The organism is Xenorhabdus taiwanensis (genome assembly GCF_036512875.1).
Classification (GTDB): domain Bacteria; phylum Pseudomonadota; class Gammaproteobacteria; order Enterobacterales; family Enterobacteriaceae; genus Xenorhabdus; species Xenorhabdus taiwanensis.
The window spans coordinates 1,829,904-1,854,782 of record NZ_AP028978.1 but is presented as its reverse complement, the minus strand read 5'-3'; the positions used below and the strand labels follow the sequence as shown (position 1 = coordinate 1,854,782).

The following is a 24,879-nucleotide window of genomic DNA, read 5'->3' as shown; positions in this document are numbered from 1 at the left end:
AACGCCTCCTCAGAGGCGTAGAAATTAATCGATTAGTTTGACTCTGGAAGATTATATTGGATCTTTAGAAAGTCGTTTTCATTAAATTCAATGTTTGATTTTTCTCCCTTATCATTTAATATTTTTTCCACAATAAGATTGTTCAATGGCCTAATAATATTAAAATGATCACCGTTTTTAATGCGATAAATATACAAAGGAATACCTTTGTTTGAAGCAATCTCTTTGACTTCATCAAATTCATCCCAATAAGCATATTCTCCTTCAAAGTAGAAAGTAGGGGACTTTATAGATTTTAAAAAAGCTCGGGGAGAACGAAGTTCAAATTCTTTGGGATCATTCTGATCAAAAGGAACTGTAACAGGAATAGGCGCATAATTAATACGTAAACGTAAGTCAGGAATGCCACCCAATGAAAAAACTGCTCTAAATCCTTTGGAATATTCGCTAGCTAACAGCGATCGAGTACCACCAGTACTGTGTCCAGCTAAATAAATTCGATTTGGATCAACATAAGGTAACTTGGCAAGATATTGCCTCGCTGATTCAATGTCACGCAATTCACCATAAAACATTTCATAACGGCCTGGGTTGGCATTTTCTCCCCTAAAACTAGGAATCATTAATACCAAGCCATCGCGTCTAAATGATGAAGCTGATTGATCATTATCAGCAGAATGCTCAGACCAGAAAAAGTCATCATTACCAATGCCGCCATATCCTCCTGTTAACCAAATTATCGCCGGATGTTTTTTAGCCTTATCGACGGGTGGTGTGCTAAGAAAGGCAGCCATGTTTCCATCTTCAGCAGGATAATATATTAATGAAAAAATATCTTTTGGTGGTATAGCCGGTTGTCCATCACCAACAAAACTGTCATCAACAATCTGAGTTTTGAATTTATTATGCGCTTCAGCATAATCATCTTCACGCAATTTAAAACTGTAATTGTCTTCATCACACGCCAAGAGTAAAAAACTAAAAACAAGAGGGGTAAATTTTAACCATTGGTATTGTTTCTTCATAAAGATTAGCCTAATAATTCTTTGTTAAACGTTATATTTTCTTCTCCTTATTTTTATCATTTAAACTTAAACTTTAAAAGCTCAAATATAAATGCAATCCAACCATTATCTGACTGTTTTAATACCTTCAATACAATTTCCCATCGATAAAACTCGTATTAAAATGATTGAGAAAGAGCATTTTCCAAAAGCTAACAAGTAAATTTAGTTAACTTTTTGACATATAACACTTTTCTGGGCTGATAAAAGCGATATGCTGGCATTACTTTTTTCAGCTTATCATCTGCTATCTTATTTTTGGTTCTTAATTAAATGAATACTCGTAAAATTAAGGGAATACGTCCATTTAGTGCACTTATTGACGCTTGTTGGAAAGAAACTTACTCTTTTCATCGTTTTATCAAAGACATGATTGCCGGGATCACCGTGGGAATCATTGCTATCCCACTGGCAATGGCTCTGGCAATCGGCAGTGGTGTGGCACCACAATACGGCCTGTATACTGCGGCTATTGCCGGCATTATTATTGCTGTGACCGGAGGATCACGCTATAGCGTTTCCGGCCCAACGGCAGCTTTTGTGGTAATACTCTATCCTGTATCACAGCAATTTGGCCTCAGCGGCTTACTTATCGCCACGCTTATGTCAGGTATTATTCTGCTTATCATGGGATTAGCGCGATTAGGCCGACTGATTGAGTACATTCCACTGTCTGTTACGCTTGGATTCACTTCTGGTATTGCTATTACTATTGCTACCATGCAAGTGCAAAATTTTTTCGGCCTGAAACTAGACCATGTGCCAGAAAATTATATTAATAAGGTGATTGCCCTCTCCCAAGCGTTTCCTTCATTACAACTCAGCGATACTCTCATTGGTTTAACAACTCTGCTGGTATTGATTTTCTGGCCAAAATTAGGGTTAAAGTTACCGGGTCACCTACCGGCATTGGTGGCAGGTACAGGTATCATGGGGATCATGCATCTGTTAGGCCATGATGTAGCAACGATTGGTTCATCATTTAGCTATACGCTGGAAGATGGTACACAAGGCCAAGGTATTCCCCCTATTCTTCCTCAATTTGTCCTGCCATGGCAATTACCTGATACTCACTCTTTTGACATTAGCTGGAATACAGTATCAGCATTACTGCCCGCTGCATTTTCCATGGCAATGTTAGGAGCAATTGAGTCCCTGTTGTGCGCCGTTATTTTAGATGGCATGACCGGAAAAAAACATCATTCCAACAGTGAATTGATCGGCCAAGGAATGGGTAATATTGTCGCTCCCTTCTTTGGCGGGATCACCGCAACTGCGGCTATCGCCCGTTCAGCCGCCAATGTGCGGGCAGGTGCAACCTCACCAATTGCCGCTGTCGTTCACTCCCTGCTGGTATTGTTGGCGCTATTGGTTCTTGCCCCAATGCTTTCTTATTTACCGCTAGCCGCTATGTCAGCCATTTTGCTGATTGTGGCTTGGAATATGAGCGAAGCCCATAAGGTCATAGATCTCATCCGCCGTGCTCCCAAAGACGATATCATTGTCATGTTGCTGTGTATGTCATTAACCGTTCTGTTTGATATGGTGGTGGCAATCACAATAGGCATTGTGCTGGCTTCACTACTGTTTATGCGCAAAATTGCCAATATGACCCGAATCAGCATTTCCCCTACAACAAATCATGATACAGGTTTGTTGGTTGTACGAATTAATGGTCCTCTGTTTTTCGCAGCCGCAGAGCGTATTTTTGCTGAACTGAAAGAACAAGGAACCGATTATCACACCATTATTATGCAGTGGGATGCTGTTCCGGTTCTGGATGCAGGTGGGCTACATGCTTTTCAAGGATTCGTCCGGGAGATAGGAAAAGAGAAACATCTCGTTGTGTGTGATATCTCCTTCCAGCCCTTGAAAACGTTGGCACGAGCCAAAGTCGAACCAATTAAAGGGCAATTGAGCTTTTATGCCACTTTATCCAATGCACTGAAAGAAATAGATTAACCTAAATCTCCAGATAAGAATATTAGATGTTTTTTTGGTTTAATATTCTTATCGTTATTGCAAAATTCAGGATAAGCTTATTTTTCACCCTAAAATTTGACTTAAATATGAACTCAGATATTAATTGACTTTCCTGGTAAGAGATTATTTATTAAAGATAATACGTAAAAAAGTCAGCGGTTACAGGGCAAAATGTCTGTAACCGCATTATCAAAAAACCAAATAGATCCCGTGATTATTTGCTGGTATCTAGCTCAGGGAAACTTTTCACCACATCATCAATGGCTTTCATCTGCATCAGGAATGGTTCCAGTTTTGCCAATGGTAATGCTGATGGACCATCACATTTTGCATTTTCTGGATCAGGGTGGGCTTCAAGGAACAAACCGGCAATTCCTACCGCCATACCAGCACGTGCCAACTCTGACACTTGAGCACGACGACCACCGGAAGCTGCACCAAATGGATCACGGCATTGCAATGAGTGAGTGACGTCAAAAATCACTGGTGAGCCATTAGTTGCCTGTTTCATGACACCAAAGCCCAACATATCGACGACCAGATTGTCGTAACCAAAATTACTGCCACGGTCACACAGTATTACCTGATCGTTACCACCTTCTTTAAATTTGTCAACGATATTTCCCATCTGCCCTGGGCTAACAAACTGAGGTTTTTTGACATTGATAACTGCGCCAGTTTTTGCCATCGCCTCAACCAGATCAGTCTGGCGAGCCAGGAAAGCGGGAAGCTGGATGACATCAACCACATCTGCAACAACTTGAGCTTGCGCGGGTTCATGTATATCAGTGATGATCTTCACGCCAAAAATCTGCTTCAGCTCCTGAAAGATTTTCATGCCCTCTTCCAAACCCGGTCCGCGATAGGAGTGGATCGAAGAACGGTTAGCCTTATCAAAAGACGCCTTAAAAACATAAGGAATGCCCAGTTTTTGCGTTACAGTCACATAGTGTTCACAAATACGCATGGCCAAATCCCGTGACTCAAGGACATTCATACCGCCAAACAGTACAAAAGGCAGATCATTTGCGACCTTGATGTCACCAATATTAACCACTTTCTGTTGCATGTTTATACCTTCTCTTGTTAAGGACAAATAAATTTACTGTATCCATAAAAATAAATAAGAAGCAGAGAAATGCCGCCTTATAAAACCTTTAATGGAGGATGATTGCTCTCTGATCAATGGAGTTAATCTGCATTTTTATCATTTCTGAAATCGGATCCTCAGGGCAATGCTCCACGAAATAACTCAAATCTGAAACAGCAATGTGATTACAATCAAGCTGCGCATAAATCAGCCCGCGGTCGCGGATTTCATACGGATCTTCGGGATCGAACATCAGCACGACTTCACTGGCTTTTAACGCTAATTCCATCTTTTTCTCTTCCATTAAGGAAATTTTGATAATATCGGTAACTTTTCGCACAATGCTGTTATTATCGGCTTCCTGTAAGTCCTTATTTTCCAAACGAACCATCGGGCCAATATTACCTTTCAACCAGACATCAAGGATATGTTCGTTGAGCGTATCGCCATTCATCGGGTTAATAAACCATGTCGGCTCATCAGCCAAATCAATCCGCAAAATTAACTGTGTCGGAAATATAACAGGCTGTACAGGCAATGCCAGCGTCTGAGCAATATGGGCAAATATCGTCCCCAATGTTACGGGAGCACCTTGACGTGAACGCAACACATTATCCAGCCACAGGGTATCAGATAAACAATACACCCCATGCGCTCCACCAAATTTCCATTCTCGATAAAAAAGCGTCAATAGTGCTTGTAATTTTGCTTTGGTGCCAGTAACAGAGGAAAGTTTTTGTCGCGCTTCTTCAACCAATACCGTTAACTGTTCGGTTACCATTGTGTGGTGGAAATTAGGACGAATGGCCCGTGTTACCAGAATAATACCATCTATCAGGGAAGCATTATTGAATTCATAATTAACTATGGTTTTCATCTTTATTCCATCGACCTACCGTGATACGTTCGTTACCACCATAATCCTGAAATGTGGCTATCTGTTGATAACCTTTTTTCAAAAATAGGTTTCTGACAACGATTCCCTGTTTCCAGCCATGTTCCAATAATAGCCATCCGTTTGGTAACAGGAAGTGGCGAGCCTGCGCTATAATTGTCTGCAAATCTGCTATGCCATTTTGTGCAGCGACCAATGCAGAGGCTGGTTCAAACCTGACATCTCCTTCGCGCAAATGAGGGTCAAGCTCATCAATATATGGAGGATTGCTGACAATCATATCAAATTGTCTTTCACCAACCGCAGAAAACCACTCACTTTGCAGAAAATTCACATTGTGGACAGACAATTTTTCCGCGTTTCTTGCAGCATTATGTTTTGCTAATGCTACTGCATCAGGATTGATATCCACCCCAGTGACATAGCAATCATGCCGCTCACTTGCCAGCGCCAATGCAATTGCCCCTGTTCCCGTGCCAAGATCCAGGATCTGCGCCGATGATTCCGGCAATAGTTCCAGGGCTTTTTCAACCAGGCATTCCGTATCAGGTCGTGGGATTAACGTTGCTGATGATACAGTAAGAGATAATGACCAAAATTCACGCTCCCCCACAATATAAGCAATCGGTTCACCCTGAACACGACGAGCCAGCAAGGCATCAAGCTGGCTGGCTTCCTCTGGGGAAATAGGAGTTTCATTGAATGCAATTAAATAAGTGCGGGAACGCCCTGTTACGTGTTGCAACAGGATTTCTGCATCACGCTTAGGGCTATCACTTTCAGTCAACTGCGCCGCCGCATGTCGGAGCCAATGTTGATAATTCATCAATCCTGCTCTGACAATGCGGATAATTGGTCTGCCTGATATTCAGTAATGATAGGTTGGATAAGCATATCCAGTTTGCCTTCCATTACCTCCTCAAGACGGTATAACGTTAGGTTGATACGGTGATCGGTAACTCGTCCCTGTGGAAAATTATAGGTGCGGTTGCGATCTGAACGGTCACCGGAGCCCAGCAAATTGCGGCGTTCAGAAGCCTCGGCTTCCTGACGTTTTTGCATCTCGGCGGCACGAATACGCGCCGCAAGTACAGACATCGCTTTTGCTTTGTTCTTGTGCTGAGAACGCTCATCCTGACACTCCACAACAATCCCCGTCGGCAAGTGGGTAATGCGAATTGCAGAGTCAGTGGTGTTGACGTGCTGTCCGCCAGCGCCGGAAGAACGATAAGTATCAATTTTCAGGTCACTTGGGCTGATTTCCGGTAATTCCGCTTCCGGAATTTCCGGCAAAATGGCAACTGTGCAAGCAGAAGTGTGGATACGCCCCTGAGATTCAGTCTCCGGTACACGCTGAACACGGTGACCACCCGACTCAAATTTCAGATGACCATAAACTTGTTCACCAGAAATTTTGGCAATCACTTCTTTATATCCACCATGTTCACCTTCATTGGCACTCATGATCTCAACTTTCCAGCGACGAGATTCTGCATAACGGCTATACATGCGGAATAAATCTCCGGCAAATATCGCAGCTTCATCACCGCCTGTTCCGGCACGAACTTCAAGGAAACAGTTGCGCTCATCATCCGGATCTTTCGGTAATAGCAGCAATTGCAGTTGCTGTTCCAGCTCTTCATTACGAATTTTTGCGTTTTTGAGTTCTTCCTGCGCCATTTCCCGCATTTCGGGATCATCAAGCATCATCTCAGCTGTTTCAATATCATCCTGAACGCTTTTCCAGACTTTAAAACAGTTAGTCACATCGGTCAGTTGAGCATATTCCTTTGATAACGCGCGAAAACGCTCTTGATCAGCGATAACCTCAGCATCACCGAGGTGCGCCAAAACTTCTTCATGGCGTTCTTGCAATGCTTCCAATTTAGCGACAATAGAAGGCTTCATTCGTAATATCAGACCTTATTTAGAATAGGGTTTAGTTATGATCCAGCCCAAGGCTGTCCCGTAATAGATTCAGGCGTTCCAAATCGCCATCACTGGCAGCCTGTTGGAGAGATTTAGTCGGTGTATGGATCAGACGATTCGTCAACTGGTAGGTCAATTGGTTAATGATCTGTTCAGCATCAGCACCCTGCCTTATGGACATCAACGCTTTTGCCGTCATTTCAGCCCTAATTTTCTCTGCCTGTTCTCGATATTCGCGAATTGTATTAACAGCGCCTTGAGAACGCAACCAATCCATGAAATAGCTGCTTTCTTGTTGCACAATTCCTTCCGCAACAACTGCCGCAGCTTTACGTTGGGCAAGATTTTGCTGAATGATAGCCTGTAAATCATCCACGCTGTACAGATAAACATCACTCAATTTTTCCACATCCGGTTCAATATCGCGAGGAACGGCAATGTCAATCAGCAACATGGGGTGGTTACGGCGTAATTTCAACGCCCTTTCGACCATACCTTTACCAATGATCGGCAATGGGCTGGCAGTGGAGCTAATGACAATATCAGCTTCAGCCAATCGGGTATCGATATCCGGCAGGGAAACAACTTCTGCATTGACTTCACTGGCAAGCATTTGTGCCCGCTCTTTTGTACGGTTGGCGATCATCATGCGATTCACACCATGCTCTTTTAAGTGACGGGCAACCAATTCAATCGTTTCCCCTGCTCCCACCAGCAAGATATTCAGTCGGGAAAGGGATTCGAAAATTTGCCGCGCAAGTGTACAGGCAGCAAATGCTACAGAAACGGCATTGGTGCCAATTTCTGTTTCTGTTCTGATCCTTTTAGCCACCGAGAAAGATTTTTGGAATAAGCGTTCCAGTTCACTCGACAGAGATTGATAATTTTGCGATTCAGCGAAAGCCTTTTTCACCTGCCCCAAAATCTGCGGTTCCCCCAATACAAGGGAATCCAGGCCGCTCGCAACACGCATTAAATGGCTGACGGCCGCATTGTCTAAATGCCAGTAGAGGCTGCCTGTCAAATCATCAGGGTTAAGCTGATGATATCTGCATAGCCAATGAATTAGCTGTTGTTTAAAATTACCCTGCTGTTCAACGCTGAGGTAAAGCTCAGTACGGTTGCAGGTGGACAGCACAACGCCACCCCGCACCAGTGGTTGCTGGAGCAAGTCATCAAGCGCTAATCCTATCGTGTCAGGAGAAAAAGCCACCCGCTCACGTAAAGAAACAGGCGCTGTTTTATGGTTGATACCGAGTGCTAATAAAGTCATCTTAACTGCATTGAGTTATCACGGGCGGTAAAGTCATGATGATATCGATAATTATTCTCATAAACTAACACCCTTCATAAGGACTCTCATTGGTCGAGCATTCTACTTGATGCATCAGTTTAATAAAAGTCAATCAGGCGGTTCTGCGATAATTTTATTTGAGAATTCTCAGCAAAATTTCGCTAAATTACCTTCTATGATTATAGACTTGAGTAGCACGCTTTAAGTTGTCATATTTATAACCGACAGCGTTTTATAATCGATAAAATACTCAGCTTTCTTATCACCAAGGGTTACCGTATGAAAATGTCTGCTTTTTTTCGCCTACTTCCCCTCTCCGGTGTTTTACTGACTGCCTGTACAATCACGCAACCTCCTACGGGCACAGGATCAGCGGATACACCACAATGGCATGTTCGTGAACAGCAACTACAAAAATTAGGGCATTACCAAACCCGAGGTTCTTTCGCTTATCTGGCAAATGAAAAAAAAGTGTACGCCCGATTTTTCTGGCAACAATATTCGCCTGACAATTATAAGTTATTGCTGCTCAATCCATTGGGTACAACAGAATTGGAATTATTCGTCGAACCGAATATGATTCAGCTCACTGACAATAATGGTAAAAAATATCTCAGTAATGAGCCTGAATCTTTAATTTATCAACTGACTAATATGAATATTCCTCTGGATAATCTACGAAGCTGGATTATCGGTTTGCCTGGTAATGCCAAAGATTTTCAGTTGGATGCCAACTACCTGCTTAAATCCGTAAGTGATAAAAAAAAGGGTGAGATTTGGCGCGTAAATTATCAAGGATACGATACATCGATCACGCCAGCCTTACCCACTCGACTGGAGCTTACGCAAGGAAACAACCGCATAAAATTAAAGATGGATAACTGGACGATTCAATAATGATTTTAACCTGGCCTTCTCCGGCAAAATTGAATTTATTTTTATATATCACTGGACAACGACCTGATGGCTACCATGAACTGCAAACGCTGTTTCAGTTTTTAGATTATGGTGATGAGATCACCATCGCACCACGTCAAGATAATCAAATTCACTTACTGACTCCGGTTGCAGGCGTAGCCCATGATGATAATTTGATTGTGCGGGCTGCCCGATTATTGCAGAACCATCTGTTACAAAAACGCACATTACAGAATCACAATGTGACTCAATCCGGCAACGAACACTTGGGAGCCGATATTCGCGTTGATAAATGCCTGCCAATGGGAGGAGGTCTGGGAGGCGGCTCTTCCAATGCTGCAACGGTATTAATTGCCCTCAATCACCATTGGCAAGCCAATTTGTCCGATGATGAACTGGCACAGCTTGGCGTATGCCTTGGCGCAGACGTCCCTGTCTTTGTTAAAGGTCATGCTGCGTTTGCCGAAGGTATTGGGGAAAAACTCCAGCCTGCTTCACCGAAAGAAAAATGGTTTCTGGTTGCCCACCCTGGCATTGAAATATCAACCCCAACAATTTTTACTGATCCTGAATTAAAAAGAAATTCTCCGATTCGCGCTCTACCCGCATTATTACAGGCACCATTTGCAAATGATTGTGAACCAATCGCAAGAAAACGTTTTCGTGAGGTTGAACAGCTTCTTTTATGGCTGTTAGAATACGCACCGTCACGCCTGACCGGAACCGGTGCATGTGTTTTCGGCGAGTTCGAATCAGAAGCATCGGCCCGTAAGGTGTTAAATGAAACTCCAGAGTGGATGCAGGGCTTTGTTGCGCGTGGCGTTAACATTTCTCCATTGCATACATTCCGCTCTGGGATACCCATGTTATTGAACCAATGAGCAATATTTGTTTGATTGGTCAACAATATCTCTCTGGACGCAAGCCTGAGGTTTTTCTCGTGCCCGATATGAAGCTTTTTGCTGGTAATGCCACACCTGAACTAGCACAACGTGTTGCCAACCGCCTGTACACTAACTTGGGAGACGCTGCTGTCGGTCGTTTCAGCGACGGTGAAGTCAGTGTTCAAATCAATGAAAATGTCCGCGGTGGTGATGTTTTCATCATCCAGTCCACTTGTGCACCCACCAACGACAACCTGATGGAATTAGTTGTTATGGTCGATGCGCTACGTCGTGCTTCTGCTGGTCGTATTACCGCTGTTATTCCTTACTTCGGTTATGCCCGTCAGGATCGCCGTGTCCGTTCGGCACGTGTGCCTATCACTGCAAAAGTTGTTGCTGATTTTCTGTCCAGCGTTGGTGTAGACCGTGTTCTCACTGTTGACCTACACGCCGAGCAGATCCAAGGTTTCTTTGATGTTCCAGTTGATAATGTATTTGGTAGCCCAATTCTTCTGGAAGATATGCTCCAGAAAGAGCTGGAAAACCCGATTGTTGTCTCCCCAGATATCGGTGGTGTTGTTCGCGCTCGTGCGATTGCCAAGCTGTTAAACGATACAGATATGGCTATCATCGATAAACGTCGCCCACGTGCAAACGTTTCCCAAGTGATGCACATTATTGGTGATGTTGCTGGCCGTGATTGCGTTCTGGTAGATGACATGATCGATACAGGTGGCACACTGTGCAAAGCGGCTGAGGCATTGAAAGAGCGCGGAGCGAAACGGGTGTTTGCTTATGCAACCCACCCTATTTTCTCTGGCAATGCAGTGGAAAACATCAAGAACTCAGTGATCGATGAATTTGTGGTTTGTGACACAATTCCTCTGTCTGATGAGATTAAGGCGTTGAACAAAGTTCGCACTTTGACACTGTCAGGCATGCTTGCTGAAGCTATTCGCCGTATCAGCAATGAAGAATCAATCTCTGCGATGTTTGAGCATTAATGTTTAAGTTTTAGCGTCAATATTAAGCGCTAACTTATTCAATTGATTAAATAAATCATTGCTTGAAAAACCCCGTTGCTGTATTTGCAGCAGCGGGGTTTTCTGTTTATTTGATATATTTAGCTAATGTTTTCATCTTAAATTAATAATCATAGCAAATAGTACCAATTTGATAATAATTAATATTTTCAAAAAGTTACCTTGTTGTCGTAAATTTCACCCAATGAAATAAAACGACTAAATTGACATATAATCTGATATTAATGTCCCACAAGCATTCCAATCCATCTGGTACGTCCAGTTCCAAATATTCTAACAATACTGGTGTCATTGAATAGTTGCTGCTAACCTGTCGCACGTTTAATGGCGGTGATTTTATTTCCTTACATCACACAACAGTATCGGAAAACAGGTATTATTTCCTCTCTAAAAAAATAAATTATCCTAATAAATAAGTTATCAATATTTAGGAATGAAAGAGATAATTTTCGGCTGTGTATTTTATATACACACTTAAGCGTCGAACCTTTTAAGATCACATCATCTATAAAAAATGCAAAGTCATATGGAAGTTCAATAACAGGGAACCATACTTAATGCCAGACAGCCGTTATCAATAAGTTAGCTGTCCTATATGAGTTTATTTCAATATTAAACATATCGACTTCTCTAACTCGACTGAGGAAGAGTTGTAGGGTTCTTTTGTTCAAAAAAACACCTTACAAAGTTGAAATGTTGATTAATAACAAAAACTACTTTTTAAGGAGAGTGCCAATGAAAAAGGCATTTTTATTTACACCTGCACTGCTAGCGCTTTCAATCAATGCTATTTCTAATGCTCATGCTTATAGTCAAGTCTATGTCTTTGGGGATAGTCTGAGTGATGGTGGGAATAACGGAATATATATGCCAGATGGAAAAAAAAATCAGTTATATCATCAGATTTTTTCCCAACAGGTTACAGGCACAAATTCAGCGCCATCCAAGGATGGTGGAACTAATTATGCCCAAGGTGGTGCTACAGCTCTAAAACAATACAGTAAATACGGCTTTAGTACGCAAGAACAGGTAAATAAATATCTTGCTGCACATAATGGCAAAGCTGATCCTAACGGCATTTATATTCATTGGGTAGGTGGTAACGACCTTGCCAAAGCTTTGGAAGACGCCTCAAAAGAAAAAGATCCACTACAAGGTCAAAAAGTTGCCGCGGGTATTGTCATCACCAGCGCTACCGCTGCTGCAAATCAAATCAATCAACTTATCGAAAAAGGTGCAGGGCTTGTTATTGTACCTACAGTTCCTGATGTCGGCACGACTCCTAAGCTTTTGGATAGCTTAATAAAGACAGGGTTGGGAAATAAAGGCGCTTCCAAAGATATGATTAATCTTGTTCTGCAAGAAGTTTATGCAGAACTTAATCAGCATGAAATCCCCAATACTCAGGCTCGTGATTTTGCGCTAAAAAAAGTGTTTCATGGATTAGCACAAAAAGGTGCAAAGCTACTTGGTGTTTCTGCTGAAGAAATTGAAAAAGAACTAACTGAGGGCTATGAAAAAACCAGTAAAAATGCCACATACCTCACAAAGCTCTATAACGATCTAGTAGAAGAAAAAATCAACAAAAAAAATAGCAATATTTTGCGTGCTGATATCAATGGATTGTTACATGAAGTAATGGCCGCTCCTTTGACTTATGGCATTCAGAATACATTAGGCTATCCTTGCCCACTCACGATGGACACCAATAATGAACTGAGTGCAGATGCCAATAAATGCTCCGCCAACGACCCCAAGTTTGCTAAAGACAAAGAATTTTTATTCTCTGATTCTTTCCACCCAACCCCGTTGGGACAGAAGATCCAGGGACAATACCTTACCTCTATTTATAAAGCGCCATCACAGGTAATGACCCTGACTCAAGTCAACCGTGCCGCCGTTAAAAGTGCCCTTTCTTCCCTTGATGGTCACCTGCAACAACTGCGTAACGGCGGCAATGAACAAGGCAAAGTCGGTGTCTTTGGCGGCTATACTGGCAACCGAGATAAAGCCTTTACACTGGGTAGCGATTATCAGCTAATAGATAACCTGCTGTTGGGCGCAATGTACTCTAACTATAAAGAGGAACGCTCGCCCATTGCTGACTTTTCTTATGAAGGCCGTGGTCATGTTCTGACAGCATATACATTGTGGAACTATTATAATAACGGCTGGTTAAGTGGCGATGTCCATTATTCACGCACCAATTATGATAGCCTGACCCGTACCATCCAGCTTGGTGAAGCTACCCGCAGAGAAACAGGCTCAACCACAGGTAAACAGTGGGGAGCACGCATTACCGCAGGCTGGGATATCCCTGTTACTCAATACCTGACCACCAGCCCAATCATTCAGTATGTCTGGGATAAAGGTGAAGTTGATGGTTACCGTGAAGCCGGCAACAATAGCACTTCCATGCATTTTGGTGATCAGGACTACACGTCTAAAGTGGGCACACTGGGCTGGCGCGTGGATACTAAACTAGGCCGTTTCAATCCTTATGCTTCTGTTCAGTTTAATCACCAATTTGGTGATACAAGCTACAAACTGAGCGGCGCCATTAACTCCACCACAATTTCTTTTGTGCAGGAAAGTGGCAAGCAGAGCACTAACTGGCGTCAATATACTGTCGGCGTGAACGCAAACCTGATCAATAATCTGCGCGGCTTTGCTTCCGTAACCCGTAATGACGGCAATACCCAAGATCCTAGCTACAATTTCAGTTTGGGTATCAACGCGAGTTTCTAAAATACCAGTCTGTAAAAGAGTATTTACTCAGGAACGCAAGGCAAAATTATTGCCTTGCGTTTTTATTTAACCATCATTCAGTATTAATATACGCACGTTAACATTGTATTTAATTTTCGTATATGCAGATGGAAGTAGTATCGAACTGAAACAATCAGAGAATCAGCCATTAACCGAAGGAAAATAAACAAATATCCTTTTAAATCAATGTGTTTTGGCTGGCATGAAAATAATGCGCTGTTTTTTCAGGAGAACTACATGAAAAAAACACTCTTTTTAGTATCAGCCATAACTGTACTATCAGTTAACCTCATGACAAATTCTTATGCCTACAGCGATGTGTATGTTTTTGGCGATAGTTTAAGTGATGGTGGGAATATCGGCAGGTTTACAACAGATGGCAAAGATGCTGAACTTTATGATGAATATATAGCCCGAAACCTCACTGGCAAAAAATTGGCACTCTCTGAAAAAGACGGAACCAATTATGCATATGGAGGAGCAACAGCTAACGATTCTGGGAATCGTTACTGGGATTATATTGTTCACTCAACACAAAAACAACTCAATGACTATTTGCAAGCACACTCTGGACGGGCCGATCCGAATGGAGTGTACATACATTGGGTAGGAGGCAATGATATAAAGGACGCTCTGGGTGATTTAGAAAAAGGTGATGAAAAAGCAGCGCAACATCGTATCAATGATAGTTCTGCATCCGCAGCATCACAGATCAATCAACTCATTAAGGCTGGCGCTGGGTTAATTATTGTACCTAATGTTCCTGATATTGGTACAACCCCCCAAATTATGGACGCAGTACTTAAAGGCGCTTTAAAAAAAAGCAAAATACCCGATGACAAAATCGCCCAAATTCTGAAACAAGTCCATGAGGCTACCAACAAATACCCCACACCGAATAAGGAAATCAGAAATAAAATTATCCAGGGAATTTTTAAAAAGATTGCTGAGGGTGCTTCTCCCCAAGATCCAGAAGCAGCGAAAGCAATTTATCGCCAATTGCTTGATGCTTATGATAATACCAGCAAAATTGCTTCCCAATTTTCCGACGAATATAACCAAAACGAAGAGAATCAACTCAGTAACGGCAATATCCTGCGTGCCGATGTCAATCATCTCTTAAGGGAGGTTATTGAGAATCCAACCATCTATGGTATTGCTAATACCCTTGGTTATGCCTGTCCACAAGGTACAAGGGCTGATAAGTGTTCTTCTTCCGAGCCTGGCTTTGATAAAAGCCAACCCTATTTATTTTCCGATGACCTCCACCCGACGCCTTACGCACACAAAGTCATCGGCCAGTACATTATGTCGATCTACAACGCTCCCTTACAAGTGATGGCGTTGAACCACATCAACCGCACCCCAACCATAACCGCGCTAAGCTCACTTGATGGTCATCTGCAACAGCTTCGCAATGATCATCAGGCCAAAGGGAAAGCTGGCATCTTCGGAGGTTATACCGGCAATCACAATAATACCCTCACATTGGGCAGTGATTATCAACTGACGGATAATTTGCTATTAGGGGCAACCATTTCACGTTATAAAGATGAACAAAATGCAACCCCTAATTTCAACTATGCTGCTACTGGTCATGTCATAACAGCTTACACACTATGGAACTACTATGGCAGCGGATGGCTGAATGGCGATATCCATTATTCACGTACCAATTACGACAATCTGTCACGCTCCATCCAGCTTGGCCAAGCTACTCGCAGGGAATCAGGTTCAACGATGGGTAAACAGTGGGGTTGGCGGATTACAGCAGGCTGGGATATCCCAATTACTCGTTACCTGACCACCAGCCCAATCATCCAATACGCCTGGGACAAGGGGGATATTGATGGTTATCGTGAAACAGGTAACAACAGCACCTCCATGCATTTTGCAGATCAAAATTATCATTCCAAAGTTGGCTCGGTGGGCTGGCGAGTAGACACTAAACTAGGCCGTTTTAATCCTTATGCCTCTATTTTGTTCAATCATCAATTCGATGATGAACACTATACTCTTCGCAGTGCGATCAATGCGACCAAAACAAGTTTCATCCAACAGGGAGAGAAACAGAGCAGAGATCATGTCCAATATACCGTCGGAGTTAATGCCAATCTGACCAATGGCTTTCGCGCATTTGCCGCCGTATCACATGAAAAAAATGATAATGAACCGAATCATGACTACTATTTCAACCTCGGTTTCAATGTCAACTTTTAATATGCTGAACATCTAATAAATAAAGATATAAGGCGGTAACCATTACCGCCTTATCCAAAATAATCAAGAATGTCGCTGTTTTTTACGGCAATAACGTTCATCGTAATTTTTCAGCCACCAATATTTATCAGTAACCTGTTCCCGGCCGCCAATACTTGCACCTAGCAGCCAAATAAATGCCCCAACAAACAATCACATTAATGAGAGGCTTGTCAAAAACTCAGAAAGACCAAAATTAAAGATATGGCTAAGCAATACATAAGCTAAGCTAATAAACATTGCCGCCATTCCTGCTCCCATAAGAATATTGCCAAAAATAAAAGCCTTTTTACGTCTCATAACCAACCTCCAATACTTTTTGTGAACGCTAATTTGCAAATACAACGAACGCAAAAGCACGAAAGCAGATATCTTCTTCAAAATTAATTATAGACTTATCATATGAAAGGTTATTGCGGTAGCGATCACAGGTTGTACAAATTTAAGCCTAATTTTTTACATTCCATCAGAATAATCTTTGTTAAATGAATTTTGTACTCAAGCCTTGAGATAGGTAAACTAATCTCCTTTTTGTTCTATTGCCAATAAGCGAAATTAAACCGTGAGTAACATAAAATTAATCGTTGGCCTGGCAAACCCTGGAGCCGAATATGCACAGACCAGACATAATGCCGGAGCATGGTTTGTCGATTTGTTAGCACAACGCTATAACCAGTCCCTGAAAGAAGAGAGTAAATTTTTTGGCTATACCGCTCGTATTAACGTTAATGGGCAAGATATTCGTTTACTGGTACCCACCACTTTTATGAACCTTAGTGGTAAATCTGTCCTTGCCCTTGCTGGATTTTATCGTATTCAGCCGGATGAAATCCTGGTTGCACATGACGAACTGGATCTACCGCCTGGCGTGGCAAAAATGAAACTGGGGGGCAGCAATGGTGGTCATAATGGCCTAAAAGATATTCAGAACAAACTCGGTAATAATCCTAACTTTCACCGTCTGCGTATCGGTATTGGTCATCCCGGTGATAAAAACAAAGTCGTCGGTTTTGTCCTTGGCAAGCCTCCTGCCAGCGAACAAAAACTGATTGACGATGCCATAGATGAAGCGTTGCGCTGTACTGACATCCTTATTAAAGATGGCATGAATAAGGCAATTAATCGCCTGCATGCCTTTAAAGCCAGCACCTGACCGGGAGTGCATGGCGCATCGGGCTATTGCGTGTATAATAGCGCCAATTTTGTAAACTCACCGACAAGCTTACTGCTTGTTGGTTTATAAGTGATTTAAGGTGATAAATATATGGGATTCAAATGCGGTATCGTTGGCCTGCCTAACGTTGGGAAATCTACATTATTCAATGCGCTGACCAAAGCAGGTATCGAAGCAGCAAACTTCCCGTTCTGCACTATCGAGCCAAACACAGGTGTTGTGCCGATGCCAGATCCACGTCTCGAACAGTTGGCTGAGATTGTTAAACCACAACGCACCCTGCCAACCACTATGGAATTTGTAGATATTGCTGGTCTGGTAAAAGGTGCTTCAAAAGGTGAAGGCTTAGGCAACCAATTCCTGACTAACATCCGTGAAACAGAAGCGATCGGTCATGTAGTACGTTGCTTTGAAAACGACAACATTATCCACGTTTCTGGTCAGGTTGATCCTGCCTCTGATATTGAAGTTATCAATACAGAACTGGCGCTGTCGGATCTGGATACCTGTGAACGCGCTATCCATCGTATACAAAAGAAAGCTAAAGGTGGTGATAAGGACGCTAAAGCAGAGCTGGAAGTCTTAGAAAAATGCCTTCCACACCTTGAGCAAGCAGGTATGCTACGCGCTTTAAATCTGAGTGCGGAAGAAAAAGCGATTATTCGCTATCTGAGCTTCCTAACCTTAAAACCAACCATGTACATTGCCAACGTCAATGAAGATGGTTTCGAAAATAATCCACACCTTGATACCGTTCGCGCCATTGCTGAAAAGGAAGGTTCCGTTGTTGTTCCCGTTTGTGCAGCGATTGAAGCCGATATCGCAGAATTGGAAGATGCTGATCGCGAAGAATTTATGGCAGAATTAGGTCTGGAAGAGCCAGGCTTAAATCGTGTAATTCGTGCTGGTTACCAGTTGCTGAACCTGCAAACCTACTTTACTGCGGGCGTGAAAGAAGTTCGTGCCTGGACGATCCCAGTGGGTGCAACCGCCCCACAAGCAGCGGGTAAAATTCATACTGATTTTGAGAAGGGCTTTATCCGTGCTCAAACTATTTCGTTTGAGGACTTTATCACTTACAAAGGTGAACAAGGCGCGAAAGAAGCGGGCAAAATGCGCGCAGAAGGAAAAGATTATATCGTTAAAGATGGCGATGTGATGAATTTCTTGTTTAACGTCTAATCATTTTTCTTGCTTACAATATTTCATGCTGTCTTATTGAGGCGGGTTAATTTTTTAAGATCCACGCGGTTGCGTGGATTTTAATTTTTATCATGCCACAAGAAAACTCGTAAGGACGCATGAAAATAAGTTTCGCAAACTTATAGAACCTGTAACTGTTTTTCGTCCATCATTAGTCGGATAACAGAGGCAGGTATTAAATAGTTGATACCAACTGTTGTAATCTTCATAGTGGACGCTCCCGTTATTAAATGACTGTGTTGAATACACGGCCATTTTGGCATACTGATACCGCTTAAATGGGACATCCATGCCATTATTTCTTCGGATTTTAAATAACTGAACGTTTTCTACTGTGATCACCCAAAATATGGGCCACTATTTAATCTGTCAGAATCCATCGGTTATTAGATTTAATATTGGATTGTTTTGCCGGGTTTATCTTGAATTTTTCGATACCAATCCTGAATATCTTTGACAATTAAAGCAGTATGCTTATTGCCATCACTGTCTTTAAAATGATGATCCAATTCCTTATAAAACTTAAAAGAAACCATTGGATTCTTAATAGCTGCTATCATTTTTTGTGCACCAGTCCCATCAACATTATTGTCACTCAGTGTCTGAAGAACCAATAATGGAGTTTTGCTGGATTGGATAAGCTTCTGATTATCAATAGATAACGACTCATACCACCAAGTTGCACCATGCTCACTAGCTGTTTGATCAGAAGGTGAATCCCGTAAGTTCCGGTTTAATACTTCTTTAGCGAACGCTTTAAAGTCATTAATTTGTTCATCGGCGATTTTGGGTGGTGCAGTCTGTTTGATGCTATGTATAACATCATCGATAAAGAAACGACCACCTGCATTCATGGAAATGGCAGCGGTAATAAAACCTGTATTTGCATTAGCAGTTATCAGATTAGTAATAATCGCACCTTCACTACCTCCGATAAGAACAATATGACGATATTTATCCCTTAACAGGTTCAAGACCGCAAAATAATCTTTAGCCCGCTTTATCGGTGAATCATTCTGTATATAGATTTGCGGACATTTCTTAATTTGGGTGCTATTTTTATCTAAATTACCATCAATGCCGAATTTTTCGACTAACAGAATATCATTTTCAGGAAAGGCAGAGCCAAAATTTTTGATTATCGACTTATTATTGATAGCACTTTGACAAGTAGAACCCTGAAGCAATACAAGAAGATCTTTAGAGCGTTTGTTATCTCGCTGTATCACATAATATATAATATCTTTGCCATCATCACTTTTCAGAGTTGTGCGAATTTCTTTAGCTATAACTGGTTGATAGAAAAAAATCAGAATAAATACAATACAGGTAATTATTTTTTTCATAAAACACCCATTAATGTTATCGACTGGACATGAAGTACATTAAAAGGGTAGATGATCTGCTAAATGATTCAAATTAGGAAATCTACGCCCATGCTTGATAGGCTTTTTAATGTAAGGCCAGATATTTTTCTCTAATTTTTTGCAACAAACCCCCTGCTCTCTTTTTAATGTGCGATAGAACCATTAAAAATAGGCCAAGCTTGAATGGCGTTGAAAATCACTTGGTTAAGTCTATCGAGGTTAGCGCCATCACAGGCTTGTATTGTTAACCCATTAATCACTGTAATATAAAAATCAACCATTGCGTGAATAGGTGCGTCTGGCGCGATATCACCATCTTCAATGCCCTGCTGCATTCTCTTCAACAGAATCGCTTGGTAGTTTTGCCGTTTCTCTTGCACATTGTGATACACTTCTTCGATTTGTTTCGAACCATTCATCGTCGCCGTAATTAGCATGCAACCTGATGGTTTATCAGGCTGTGCTAATCGTTTTGCACTATCGTACATCAACAATTCAATCGCCACTTTGGCTGTTTTTGCTTGTTTCATAATTGGTAGGATAGGACAAGCTTCGTGAGTCAGATAATAATCAATACATTTATTAAATAACGCTGCCTTGTCACCAAAAGCACAATATAAACTGGGTGCAGAGATGCCTAGCGCTTTGGTTAAATCGCTAATCGAGGTTGCAACATAGCCATTTTCCCAAAACAGCAACATCGCCTTGGCTAAAGCGTCTTGTTGATCAAAACCTTTTGGACGCCCACGTTTCGTCTGTTTCATTCTCTCACTTTTCCAGCAATTAATTTATGGTAGCACATCAATTATATAGTGATCACTAAAAAATAAATTGACAGCTATCAAATTCCCATCAAGAATAACACTTTAATTTTATAGCGATCACTATAATTAAATTTTGACTAACAACTAAAATCTTTCATGGGAAGCACATGACAACACTTAATCTTTCTTCGCACAATGGTAACTGGCTTTCGCTATTATCTGCAACTTTTGCCTGTTTTATTATTGTCACCGGTGAATTTCTAGCCATCAGTGTCATCAATAATATCGCATATGATTTTCAAATATCTGTAGGTACCGCGGGATTAACCGTTACTGTTACCTCGATTGCAGGTATGATGTCCGCATTATTAGTTCCCATTTACGCCAAAACGTTAGACAGACGACAAGTGCTGCTGTTTTTAATTGTGTTAATGATGATTGCTAACGGCATTACTGCATTTGCTTCAAATTTTCATCTCGTTTTATTAGGCCGATTTGCCTTGGGTATCGCTTTGGGTGGTTTTTGGGGCATAGCTGCTGGGCTCGTGGTGCGTTTAGCGCCTAAGAACATGCCTGTTACGACCTCTGTCACCATCTTTTTCTCTGCAGTGACATTAGTCACGGTATTAGGCGTACCATTAGGCTCTTGGCTGGCTGATCTTTATGGTTGGAGAGTACCTTACTTCATATTAGTGATTTTGGGTACTGCCGCTTTAATTATGCAATATTTTTCTTTACCTTCATTAAAACCGTCGTCCACAATGCAATGGAAAGAATTACTATTGATGCCATCGCACCCTATTGCACGCAAGGGATTAATCATATTTACATTAATATTTTTGGCTCACTTTTCTGCATACAACTATTTTACCGTTTTCTTTAAACAAACGGCGGGTTTCTTAGAAGGGCAGATTTCTGCTTTATTGTTGTTTTTTGGTATCGCCAGTGTCGTGGGTAATGTATTAGCGGGCTATGTTGGTAAATATAATGTGCGTTATAGCTTTGCAATCAGCGCACTTTTATTAGCTATGGCATTTTTAGCTTTGTCGATTTGGGATTTTAATTGGACAACTAGCGCTATATTTGTTTTTTTATGGGGTACTGCTGCCGGCATGGTGCCGGCAACTATTAATATGTGGATGCATATTCATGCTCCAGAACTCACAGAAAAAGGGGCGGCACTTATTACCTTTATGTTTTTGATATTAATTACCATTGGTAGTTTGGTTGGTGGTTATGTCATGGATAATTTTGATGGATATGTGTTGATGATCAGTATGTTACTTGTCGCTTCATTCGCCTTTTTTTTGATATTCACGTTGGCTCGTGGTTTGAAAAATAATGAAAGACAAGCTGTAAAATGAACCTTTTCAATAAACTAAAACCATCCCTAGAAGATATAATGAAAAAACGAATAATGTCCCATGTTTTTGGCACTCGCAGTAGAAAAACGTTAGGTTAGCTATTCGTATGGTCGGTTAACAATAACCTTACTCAGGTATGGTATGTGACTAGTAGTGCGTCCATACCTGCCGAATTACGTAAAATTTACTTGATCGGATCGTTATTCTATTCGCCTATAACAGCCACTTTGATCGCACCATTTTACGTTATCATTGGCTGAAACTGCATTTAGGATATCAGTCGTAGGTGTAACACGATGGTACAAACTTTATTTCATGGCTTTTATACAGGTAAGGAAATAGAAAATGAGTGCATCGAATCAACAACCCGATAAAACAGAAATTGAAATCCAGTTACAGCAATTGGCTGGCAAAGTAGCCAAGTTAACACGCCCCAATACACACGCCGTAAAAACAGTAATTCCTCAATTAACGCTCTGCCATTTGGAACACCCAACCGCTCCCATTGGTTGGTTATATGATCCCAGTATTATGGTTATCGCCCAGGGGACAAAACGGGTAACGATTGGTGATCGTTCATATTGTTGCGATCCCCAACAAATCTTAGTGACTTCAACAAATATCCCCACCATTACCCAAACTTGTACCGCATCTAAGGAAAAACCTTTTTTTGCCTTAATGTTACAACTTGATATTCAGGAAGCGTCAAAATTCATGGTTGAAAATAAGGTCACGATAAAGCATCAAACTCAGGATGCATGTGGGTTAGCCGTGACTTCTGCTACAACGGATCTGCTGGTCTGTTTTAATCGTCTATTAGATATATTAAACACACCGGAAGATATTCCCGTCCTCTTTCCCCTGATACATAAAGAAATCATCTATCGGCTCCTGAAAAGTGAACTGGGAGGACGTTTACAACAAATGGCTACCCAGGAAAGCCCAAGCCACCAAATCAGCCATACAATTCAATGGATAAAAGAACACTTTGCTGATCCGGTTAAAGTCGAACAACTTGCCAAAATAGCCAAAATGAGTCTTTCTTCTTTTCATCATCACTTTAAGGCAGTCACTTCTATGAGTCCATTGCAATACCAAAAATGGCTGCGTTTACACGAAGCAAGGCGCATCTTATTGACTCAACACCACAATGTGACAACGACCGCATTTCAGGTGGGCTATGAAAGCACTTCCCAATTCAATCGTGAATATAGCCGTCTTTTTGGTGAATCTCCCTGCCGAGATATGAAACGGTTTCGGATCACCCATCAGGAGAAGAAAATAGATATTACCGGAGCATTGGGCAACAATTGACAATAAATAGGCATACATTCAATCAAAACCAGTCCTAAGATAATTATCAGTTTATCAATGGAATAAAACAGAGGATTATTATGGGCCATATTTTAGTTATCAATTCAGCAAAAGTTTTTGACGAATCGAAAGGAGGGCTAAATAATGCCTTAACCGAAGTTATCAAAGCTCATCTGACAGAGACAGGTCATAAAGTTCAGGTTACGCATGTAGACAAAGGTTATGACATCAGCGCAGAGGTTAATAGATTTCTTTGGGCAGATCGTATTATTTACCAAATGCCGGGTTGGTGGATGGAAGCACCGTGGATTTTAAAGAAATATGTCGATGAGGTTTTTCAGGCTGGTCGCGGTGCCTTGTTTAAGAGTGATGGGCGAACCCGTCATGATCCTGCCAAAAAATATGGTTCGGGTGGACTGATACAAGGCAAGGCTTATATGTTTTCGGTAACCTGGAATGCGCCACTGGAATCATTTGAAGATCCCAATCAATTTTTTGAAGGAAAAGGCATTGACAGTGTTTACTACCCCTTCCACAAGGCAAATCAGTTTTTAGGTATGTCTCCAATACCAACATTTGCTTGTTATGATGTGATAAAAAACCCACAAATTTCGCAAGACATTCAACGATTAAAACAACATTTATCAGCATTTTTCTAACCGTTGATTTATTTTCTATATCTGGTTAATTGCAAATATTCATTTAGAAAACAAAGATCGTACATATCCACTTGTATACCCTTCGTCTTTCAAGTTTCCTCTTTAGCTGGATGCAGCACAACTTGACATTCATTGGGTATATGTCAGGTGGATTATTATTCCTCCAAAAATCATTTAATCAAAATAAAAAATAACGCTATAAATTATCACTCATGAAATAAAACACTCCCTTAATGTTATTGAAAAATAAATTCATTAAAAATACTTTTTTATCTCTTTTACGAACATTTTTCTATAAAAGAATAAAAAACAAATTGTTAAAACTAACCGTAAATAAAACATCAATGCAATAAAAAAATCAATAGCAAAAAACACAGAACACTTGTAAAAATGAGCATGTTGACGTTAATACTAGTTCTAACGTCAACGCCTTTTTTACATAATTTATCGTTATTATTTTATTCATGTTAATCCCTAACTCTATGAGGTACAGATCATGAAAAGAAAATTAGCTGCTTGTATGCTTTCATTAGTCGTAGGAACAATCATCACGACTAATGCAAATGCGTTCATATGTAAGTCATTGAATAATGATTTACGGGCACCATGCGAATATGCATGTAATTTAATACCTGATGGTGGTATCGGCCTTGCAATCGCCAAGAAACTCTGCTTGTAACTATAACTTAGTATAGCACTGTATAAAAAAACAAAGATATTCTTGTCTTTATTTAAAAATATTCTAGTCTGAATTTTACTGTTACAGTAAAAACTGAAGTTAGAATAGAGAAAACAGTGAAGGTATAACACCTTAAAATATAATGGTGGGAGTGCTTTTAAGCATTTTATAAATAAACATGTAATAAAAGACTCCCACTATTATTTATTATCATAATCAATTGGTTA

General features: G+C 41.1%; 19 protein-coding genes and 1 pseudogene. 11 read left to right on the top strand and 9 right to left on the bottom strand.

Annotated features, from left to right (window positions below; genetic code table 11):
- Positions 1–32: 32 nt before the first annotated feature.
- The gene (locus ACE1SE_RS08445; protein ID WP_374053437.1) at positions 33–1,025 is read right to left on the bottom strand and encodes an alpha/beta hydrolase family protein; all 993 of its coding nucleotides are present in this window, start codon (positions 1,023–1,025) and stop codon (positions 33–35) included.
- A 312-nt stretch (positions 1,026–1,337) separates the two neighbouring features.
- Here ACE1SE_RS08445 and dauA point away from each other — a divergent pair, with 312 nt between their 5' ends.
- Entirely contained in the window at positions 1,338–3,026 is a 1,689-nt protein-coding gene (gene dauA, locus ACE1SE_RS08440; protein WP_374053436.1) for a C4-dicarboxylic acid transporter DauA, read from the top strand.
- A gap of 235 nt (positions 3,027–3,261) precedes the next feature.
- On the opposite strand, the gene kdsA is transcribed toward dauA, so the two are convergent.
- The 5 genes from kdsA to hemA form a co-directional block, all read right to left on the bottom strand.
- Positions 3,262–4,116 carry a 3-deoxy-8-phosphooctulonate synthase gene (kdsA, locus tag ACE1SE_RS08435; RefSeq protein WP_374053435.1) on the bottom strand — a complete coding sequence of 285 codons (855 nt, stop codon included), beginning with the start codon at positions 4,114–4,116 and terminating at the stop codon, positions 3,262–3,264.
- Between the two features lie 88 nt (positions 4,117–4,204).
- Entirely contained in the window at positions 4,205–5,014 is an 810-nt protein-coding gene (gene sirB1 / locus ACE1SE_RS08430; protein WP_374053434.1) for an invasion regulator SirB1, read from the bottom strand.
- Positions 4,998–5,858 (bottom strand): peptide chain release factor N(5)-glutamine methyltransferase, encoded by an 861-nt coding sequence (gene prmC / locus ACE1SE_RS08425; protein WP_374053433.1) that lies wholly within the window; start codon positions 5,856–5,858, stop codon positions 4,998–5,000. Before prmC ends, sirB1 begins: the two co-directional genes overlap by 17 nt.
- Positions 5,858–6,940: a peptide chain release factor 1 gene (gene prfA / locus ACE1SE_RS08420; RefSeq protein WP_374053432.1), complete on the bottom strand. Its 1,083-nt coding sequence runs from the start codon at positions 6,938–6,940 to the stop codon at positions 5,858–5,860. The genes prmC and prfA overlap by 1 nt, the downstream gene beginning before the upstream one ends.
- A gap of 31 nt (positions 6,941–6,971) precedes the next feature.
- Positions 6,972–8,234, bottom strand: coding sequence for a glutamyl-tRNA reductase (gene hemA / locus ACE1SE_RS08415; protein WP_374053431.1), 1,263 nt, complete (start codon positions 8,232–8,234; stop codon positions 6,972–6,974).
- Between the two features lie 300 nt (positions 8,235–8,534).
- Here hemA and lolB point away from each other — a divergent pair, with 300 nt between their 5' ends.
- The 5 genes from lolB (at position 8,535) to ACE1SE_RS08390 (ending at position 16,089) form a co-directional block, all read left to right on the top strand.
- Positions 8,535–9,152 (top strand): lipoprotein insertase outer membrane protein LolB, encoded by a 618-nt coding sequence (gene lolB, locus ACE1SE_RS08410; RefSeq protein WP_374053430.1) that lies wholly within the window; start codon positions 8,535–8,537, stop codon positions 9,150–9,152.
- The gene (ispE, locus tag ACE1SE_RS08405; protein WP_374053429.1) at positions 9,152–10,054 is read left to right on the top strand and encodes a 4-(cytidine 5'-diphospho)-2-C-methyl-D-erythritol kinase; all 903 of its coding nucleotides are present in this window, start codon (positions 9,152–9,154) and stop codon (positions 10,052–10,054) included. The genes lolB and ispE overlap by 1 nt, the downstream gene beginning before the upstream one ends.
- 59 nt (positions 10,055–10,113) lie before the next feature.
- Complete coding sequence (prs, locus tag ACE1SE_RS08400; RefSeq protein ID WP_120211349.1) at positions 10,114–11,061, top strand: ribose-phosphate diphosphokinase; 948 nt, start codon at positions 10,114–10,116, stop codon at positions 11,059–11,061.
- Positions 11,062–11,835: 774 nt separating this feature from the next.
- Positions 11,836–13,848 carry an autotransporter outer membrane beta-barrel domain-containing protein gene (locus ACE1SE_RS08395; protein ID WP_374053428.1) on the top strand — a complete coding sequence of 671 codons (2,013 nt, stop codon included), beginning with the start codon at positions 11,836–11,838 and terminating at the stop codon, positions 13,846–13,848.
- Between the two features lie 258 nt (positions 13,849–14,106).
- The gene (locus tag ACE1SE_RS08390; protein ID WP_374053427.1) at positions 14,107–16,089 is read left to right on the top strand and encodes an autotransporter outer membrane beta-barrel domain-containing protein; all 1,983 of its coding nucleotides are present in this window, start codon (positions 14,107–14,109) and stop codon (positions 16,087–16,089) included.
- Positions 16,090–16,152: 63 nt separating this feature from the next.
- Here the strand turns inward: ACE1SE_RS08390 and ychH are convergent.
- A pseudogene (gene ychH, locus ACE1SE_RS08385) lies at positions 16,153–16,428 on the bottom strand (stress-induced protein YchH).
- Positions 16,429–16,690: 262 nt separating this feature from the next.
- On the opposite strand from ychH, the gene pth reads away from it, so the two are divergent.
- Together pth and ychF are read left to right on the top strand one after the other, a co-directional pair.
- Entirely contained in the window at positions 16,691–17,281 is a 591-nt protein-coding gene (gene pth / locus ACE1SE_RS08380; RefSeq protein ID WP_374053426.1) for an aminoacyl-tRNA hydrolase, read from the top strand.
- Positions 17,282–17,392: 111 nt separating this feature from the next.
- Positions 17,393–18,484, top strand: a complete 1,092-nt coding sequence (gene ychF, locus ACE1SE_RS08375) for a redox-regulated ATPase YchF (protein WP_374053425.1) — start codon at positions 17,393–17,395, stop codon at positions 18,482–18,484.
- A gap of 413 nt (positions 18,485–18,897) precedes the next feature.
- Here ychF and ACE1SE_RS08370 read toward each other — a convergent pair whose 3' ends face one another.
- Positions 18,898–19,851, bottom strand: a complete 954-nt coding sequence (locus ACE1SE_RS08370; RefSeq protein WP_374053424.1) for an alpha/beta hydrolase — start codon at positions 19,849–19,851, stop codon at positions 18,898–18,900.
- A gap of 164 nt (positions 19,852–20,015) precedes the next feature.
- The gene (locus ACE1SE_RS08365) at positions 20,016–20,636 is read right to left on the bottom strand and encodes a TetR/AcrR family transcriptional regulator (RefSeq protein ID WP_374053423.1); all 621 of its coding nucleotides are present in this window, start codon (positions 20,634–20,636) and stop codon (positions 20,016–20,018) included.
- A gap of 167 nt (positions 20,637–20,803) precedes the next feature.
- On the opposite strand from ACE1SE_RS08365, the gene ACE1SE_RS08360 reads away from it, so the two are divergent.
- The 3 genes from ACE1SE_RS08360 to ACE1SE_RS08350 all read left to right on the top strand — a co-directional run bounded on the left by ACE1SE_RS08360 (position 20,804) and on the right by ACE1SE_RS08350 (position 23,973).
- Complete coding sequence (locus tag ACE1SE_RS08360; RefSeq protein ID WP_374053422.1) at positions 20,804–22,000, top strand: MFS transporter; 1,197 nt, start codon at positions 20,804–20,806, stop codon at positions 21,998–22,000.
- Between the two features lie 345 nt (positions 22,001–22,345).
- Complete coding sequence (locus ACE1SE_RS08355; protein ID WP_374053421.1) at positions 22,346–23,314, top strand: AraC family transcriptional regulator; 969 nt, start codon at positions 22,346–22,348, stop codon at positions 23,312–23,314.
- A gap of 80 nt (positions 23,315–23,394) precedes the next feature.
- Positions 23,395–23,973 (top strand): NAD(P)H-dependent oxidoreductase, encoded by a 579-nt coding sequence (locus ACE1SE_RS08350; protein WP_374053420.1) that lies wholly within the window; start codon positions 23,395–23,397, stop codon positions 23,971–23,973.
- Positions 23,974–24,879 lie beyond the last annotated feature (906 nt).

Excerpts from the sequence above, each read along its gene's own strand:
- prmC (WP_374053433.1), bottom strand. The coding sequence starts at position 5,858 with ATGAATTATCAACATTGGCTCCGACATGCGGCGGCGCAGTTGACTGAA.
- ACE1SE_RS08355 (WP_374053421.1), top strand. The coding sequence starts at position 22,346 with ATGAGTGCATCGAATCAACAACCCGATAAAACAGAAATTGAAATCCAG.
- ispE (WP_374053429.1), top strand. The coding sequence starts at position 9,152 with ATGATTTTAACCTGGCCTTCTCCGGCAAAATTGAATTTATTTTTATAT.
- kdsA (WP_374053435.1), bottom strand. The coding sequence starts at position 4,116 with ATGCAACAGAAAGTGGTTAATATTGGTGACATCAAGGTCGCAAATGAT.
- ACE1SE_RS08445 (WP_374053437.1), bottom strand. The coding sequence starts at position 1,025 with ATGAAGAAACAATACCAATGGTTAAAATTTACCCCTCTTGTTTTTAGT.
- hemA (WP_374053431.1), bottom strand. The coding sequence starts at position 8,234 with ATGACTTTATTAGCACTCGGTATCAACCATAAAACAGCGCCTGTTTCT.
- prfA (WP_374053432.1), bottom strand. The coding sequence starts at position 6,940 with ATGAAGCCTTCTATTGTCGCTAAATTGGAAGCATTGCAAGAACGCCAT.
- ACE1SE_RS08350 (WP_374053420.1), top strand. The coding sequence starts at position 23,395 with ATGGGCCATATTTTAGTTATCAATTCAGCAAAAGTTTTTGACGAATCG.
- ychF (WP_374053425.1), top strand. The coding sequence starts at position 17,393 with ATGGGATTCAAATGCGGTATCGTTGGCCTGCCTAACGTTGGGAAATCT.
- ACE1SE_RS08360 (WP_374053422.1), top strand. The coding sequence starts at position 20,804 with ATGACAACACTTAATCTTTCTTCGCACAATGGTAACTGGCTTTCGCTA.
- ACE1SE_RS08390 (WP_374053427.1), top strand. The coding sequence starts at position 14,107 with ATGAAAAAAACACTCTTTTTAGTATCAGCCATAACTGTACTATCAGTT.
- ACE1SE_RS08370 (WP_374053424.1), bottom strand. The coding sequence starts at position 19,851 with ATGAAAAAAATAATTACCTGTATTGTATTTATTCTGATTTTTTTCTAT.
- ACE1SE_RS08395 (WP_374053428.1), top strand. The coding sequence starts at position 11,836 with ATGAAAAAGGCATTTTTATTTACACCTGCACTGCTAGCGCTTTCAATC.
- ACE1SE_RS08365 (WP_374053423.1), bottom strand. The coding sequence starts at position 20,636 with ATGAAACAGACGAAACGTGGGCGTCCAAAAGGTTTTGATCAACAAGAC.
- sirB1 (WP_374053434.1), bottom strand. The coding sequence starts at position 5,014 with ATGAAAACCATAGTTAATTATGAATTCAATAATGCTTCCCTGATAGAT.
- lolB (WP_374053430.1), top strand. The coding sequence starts at position 8,535 with ATGAAAATGTCTGCTTTTTTTCGCCTACTTCCCCTCTCCGGTGTTTTA.
- dauA (WP_374053436.1), top strand. The coding sequence starts at position 1,338 with ATGAATACTCGTAAAATTAAGGGAATACGTCCATTTAGTGCACTTATT.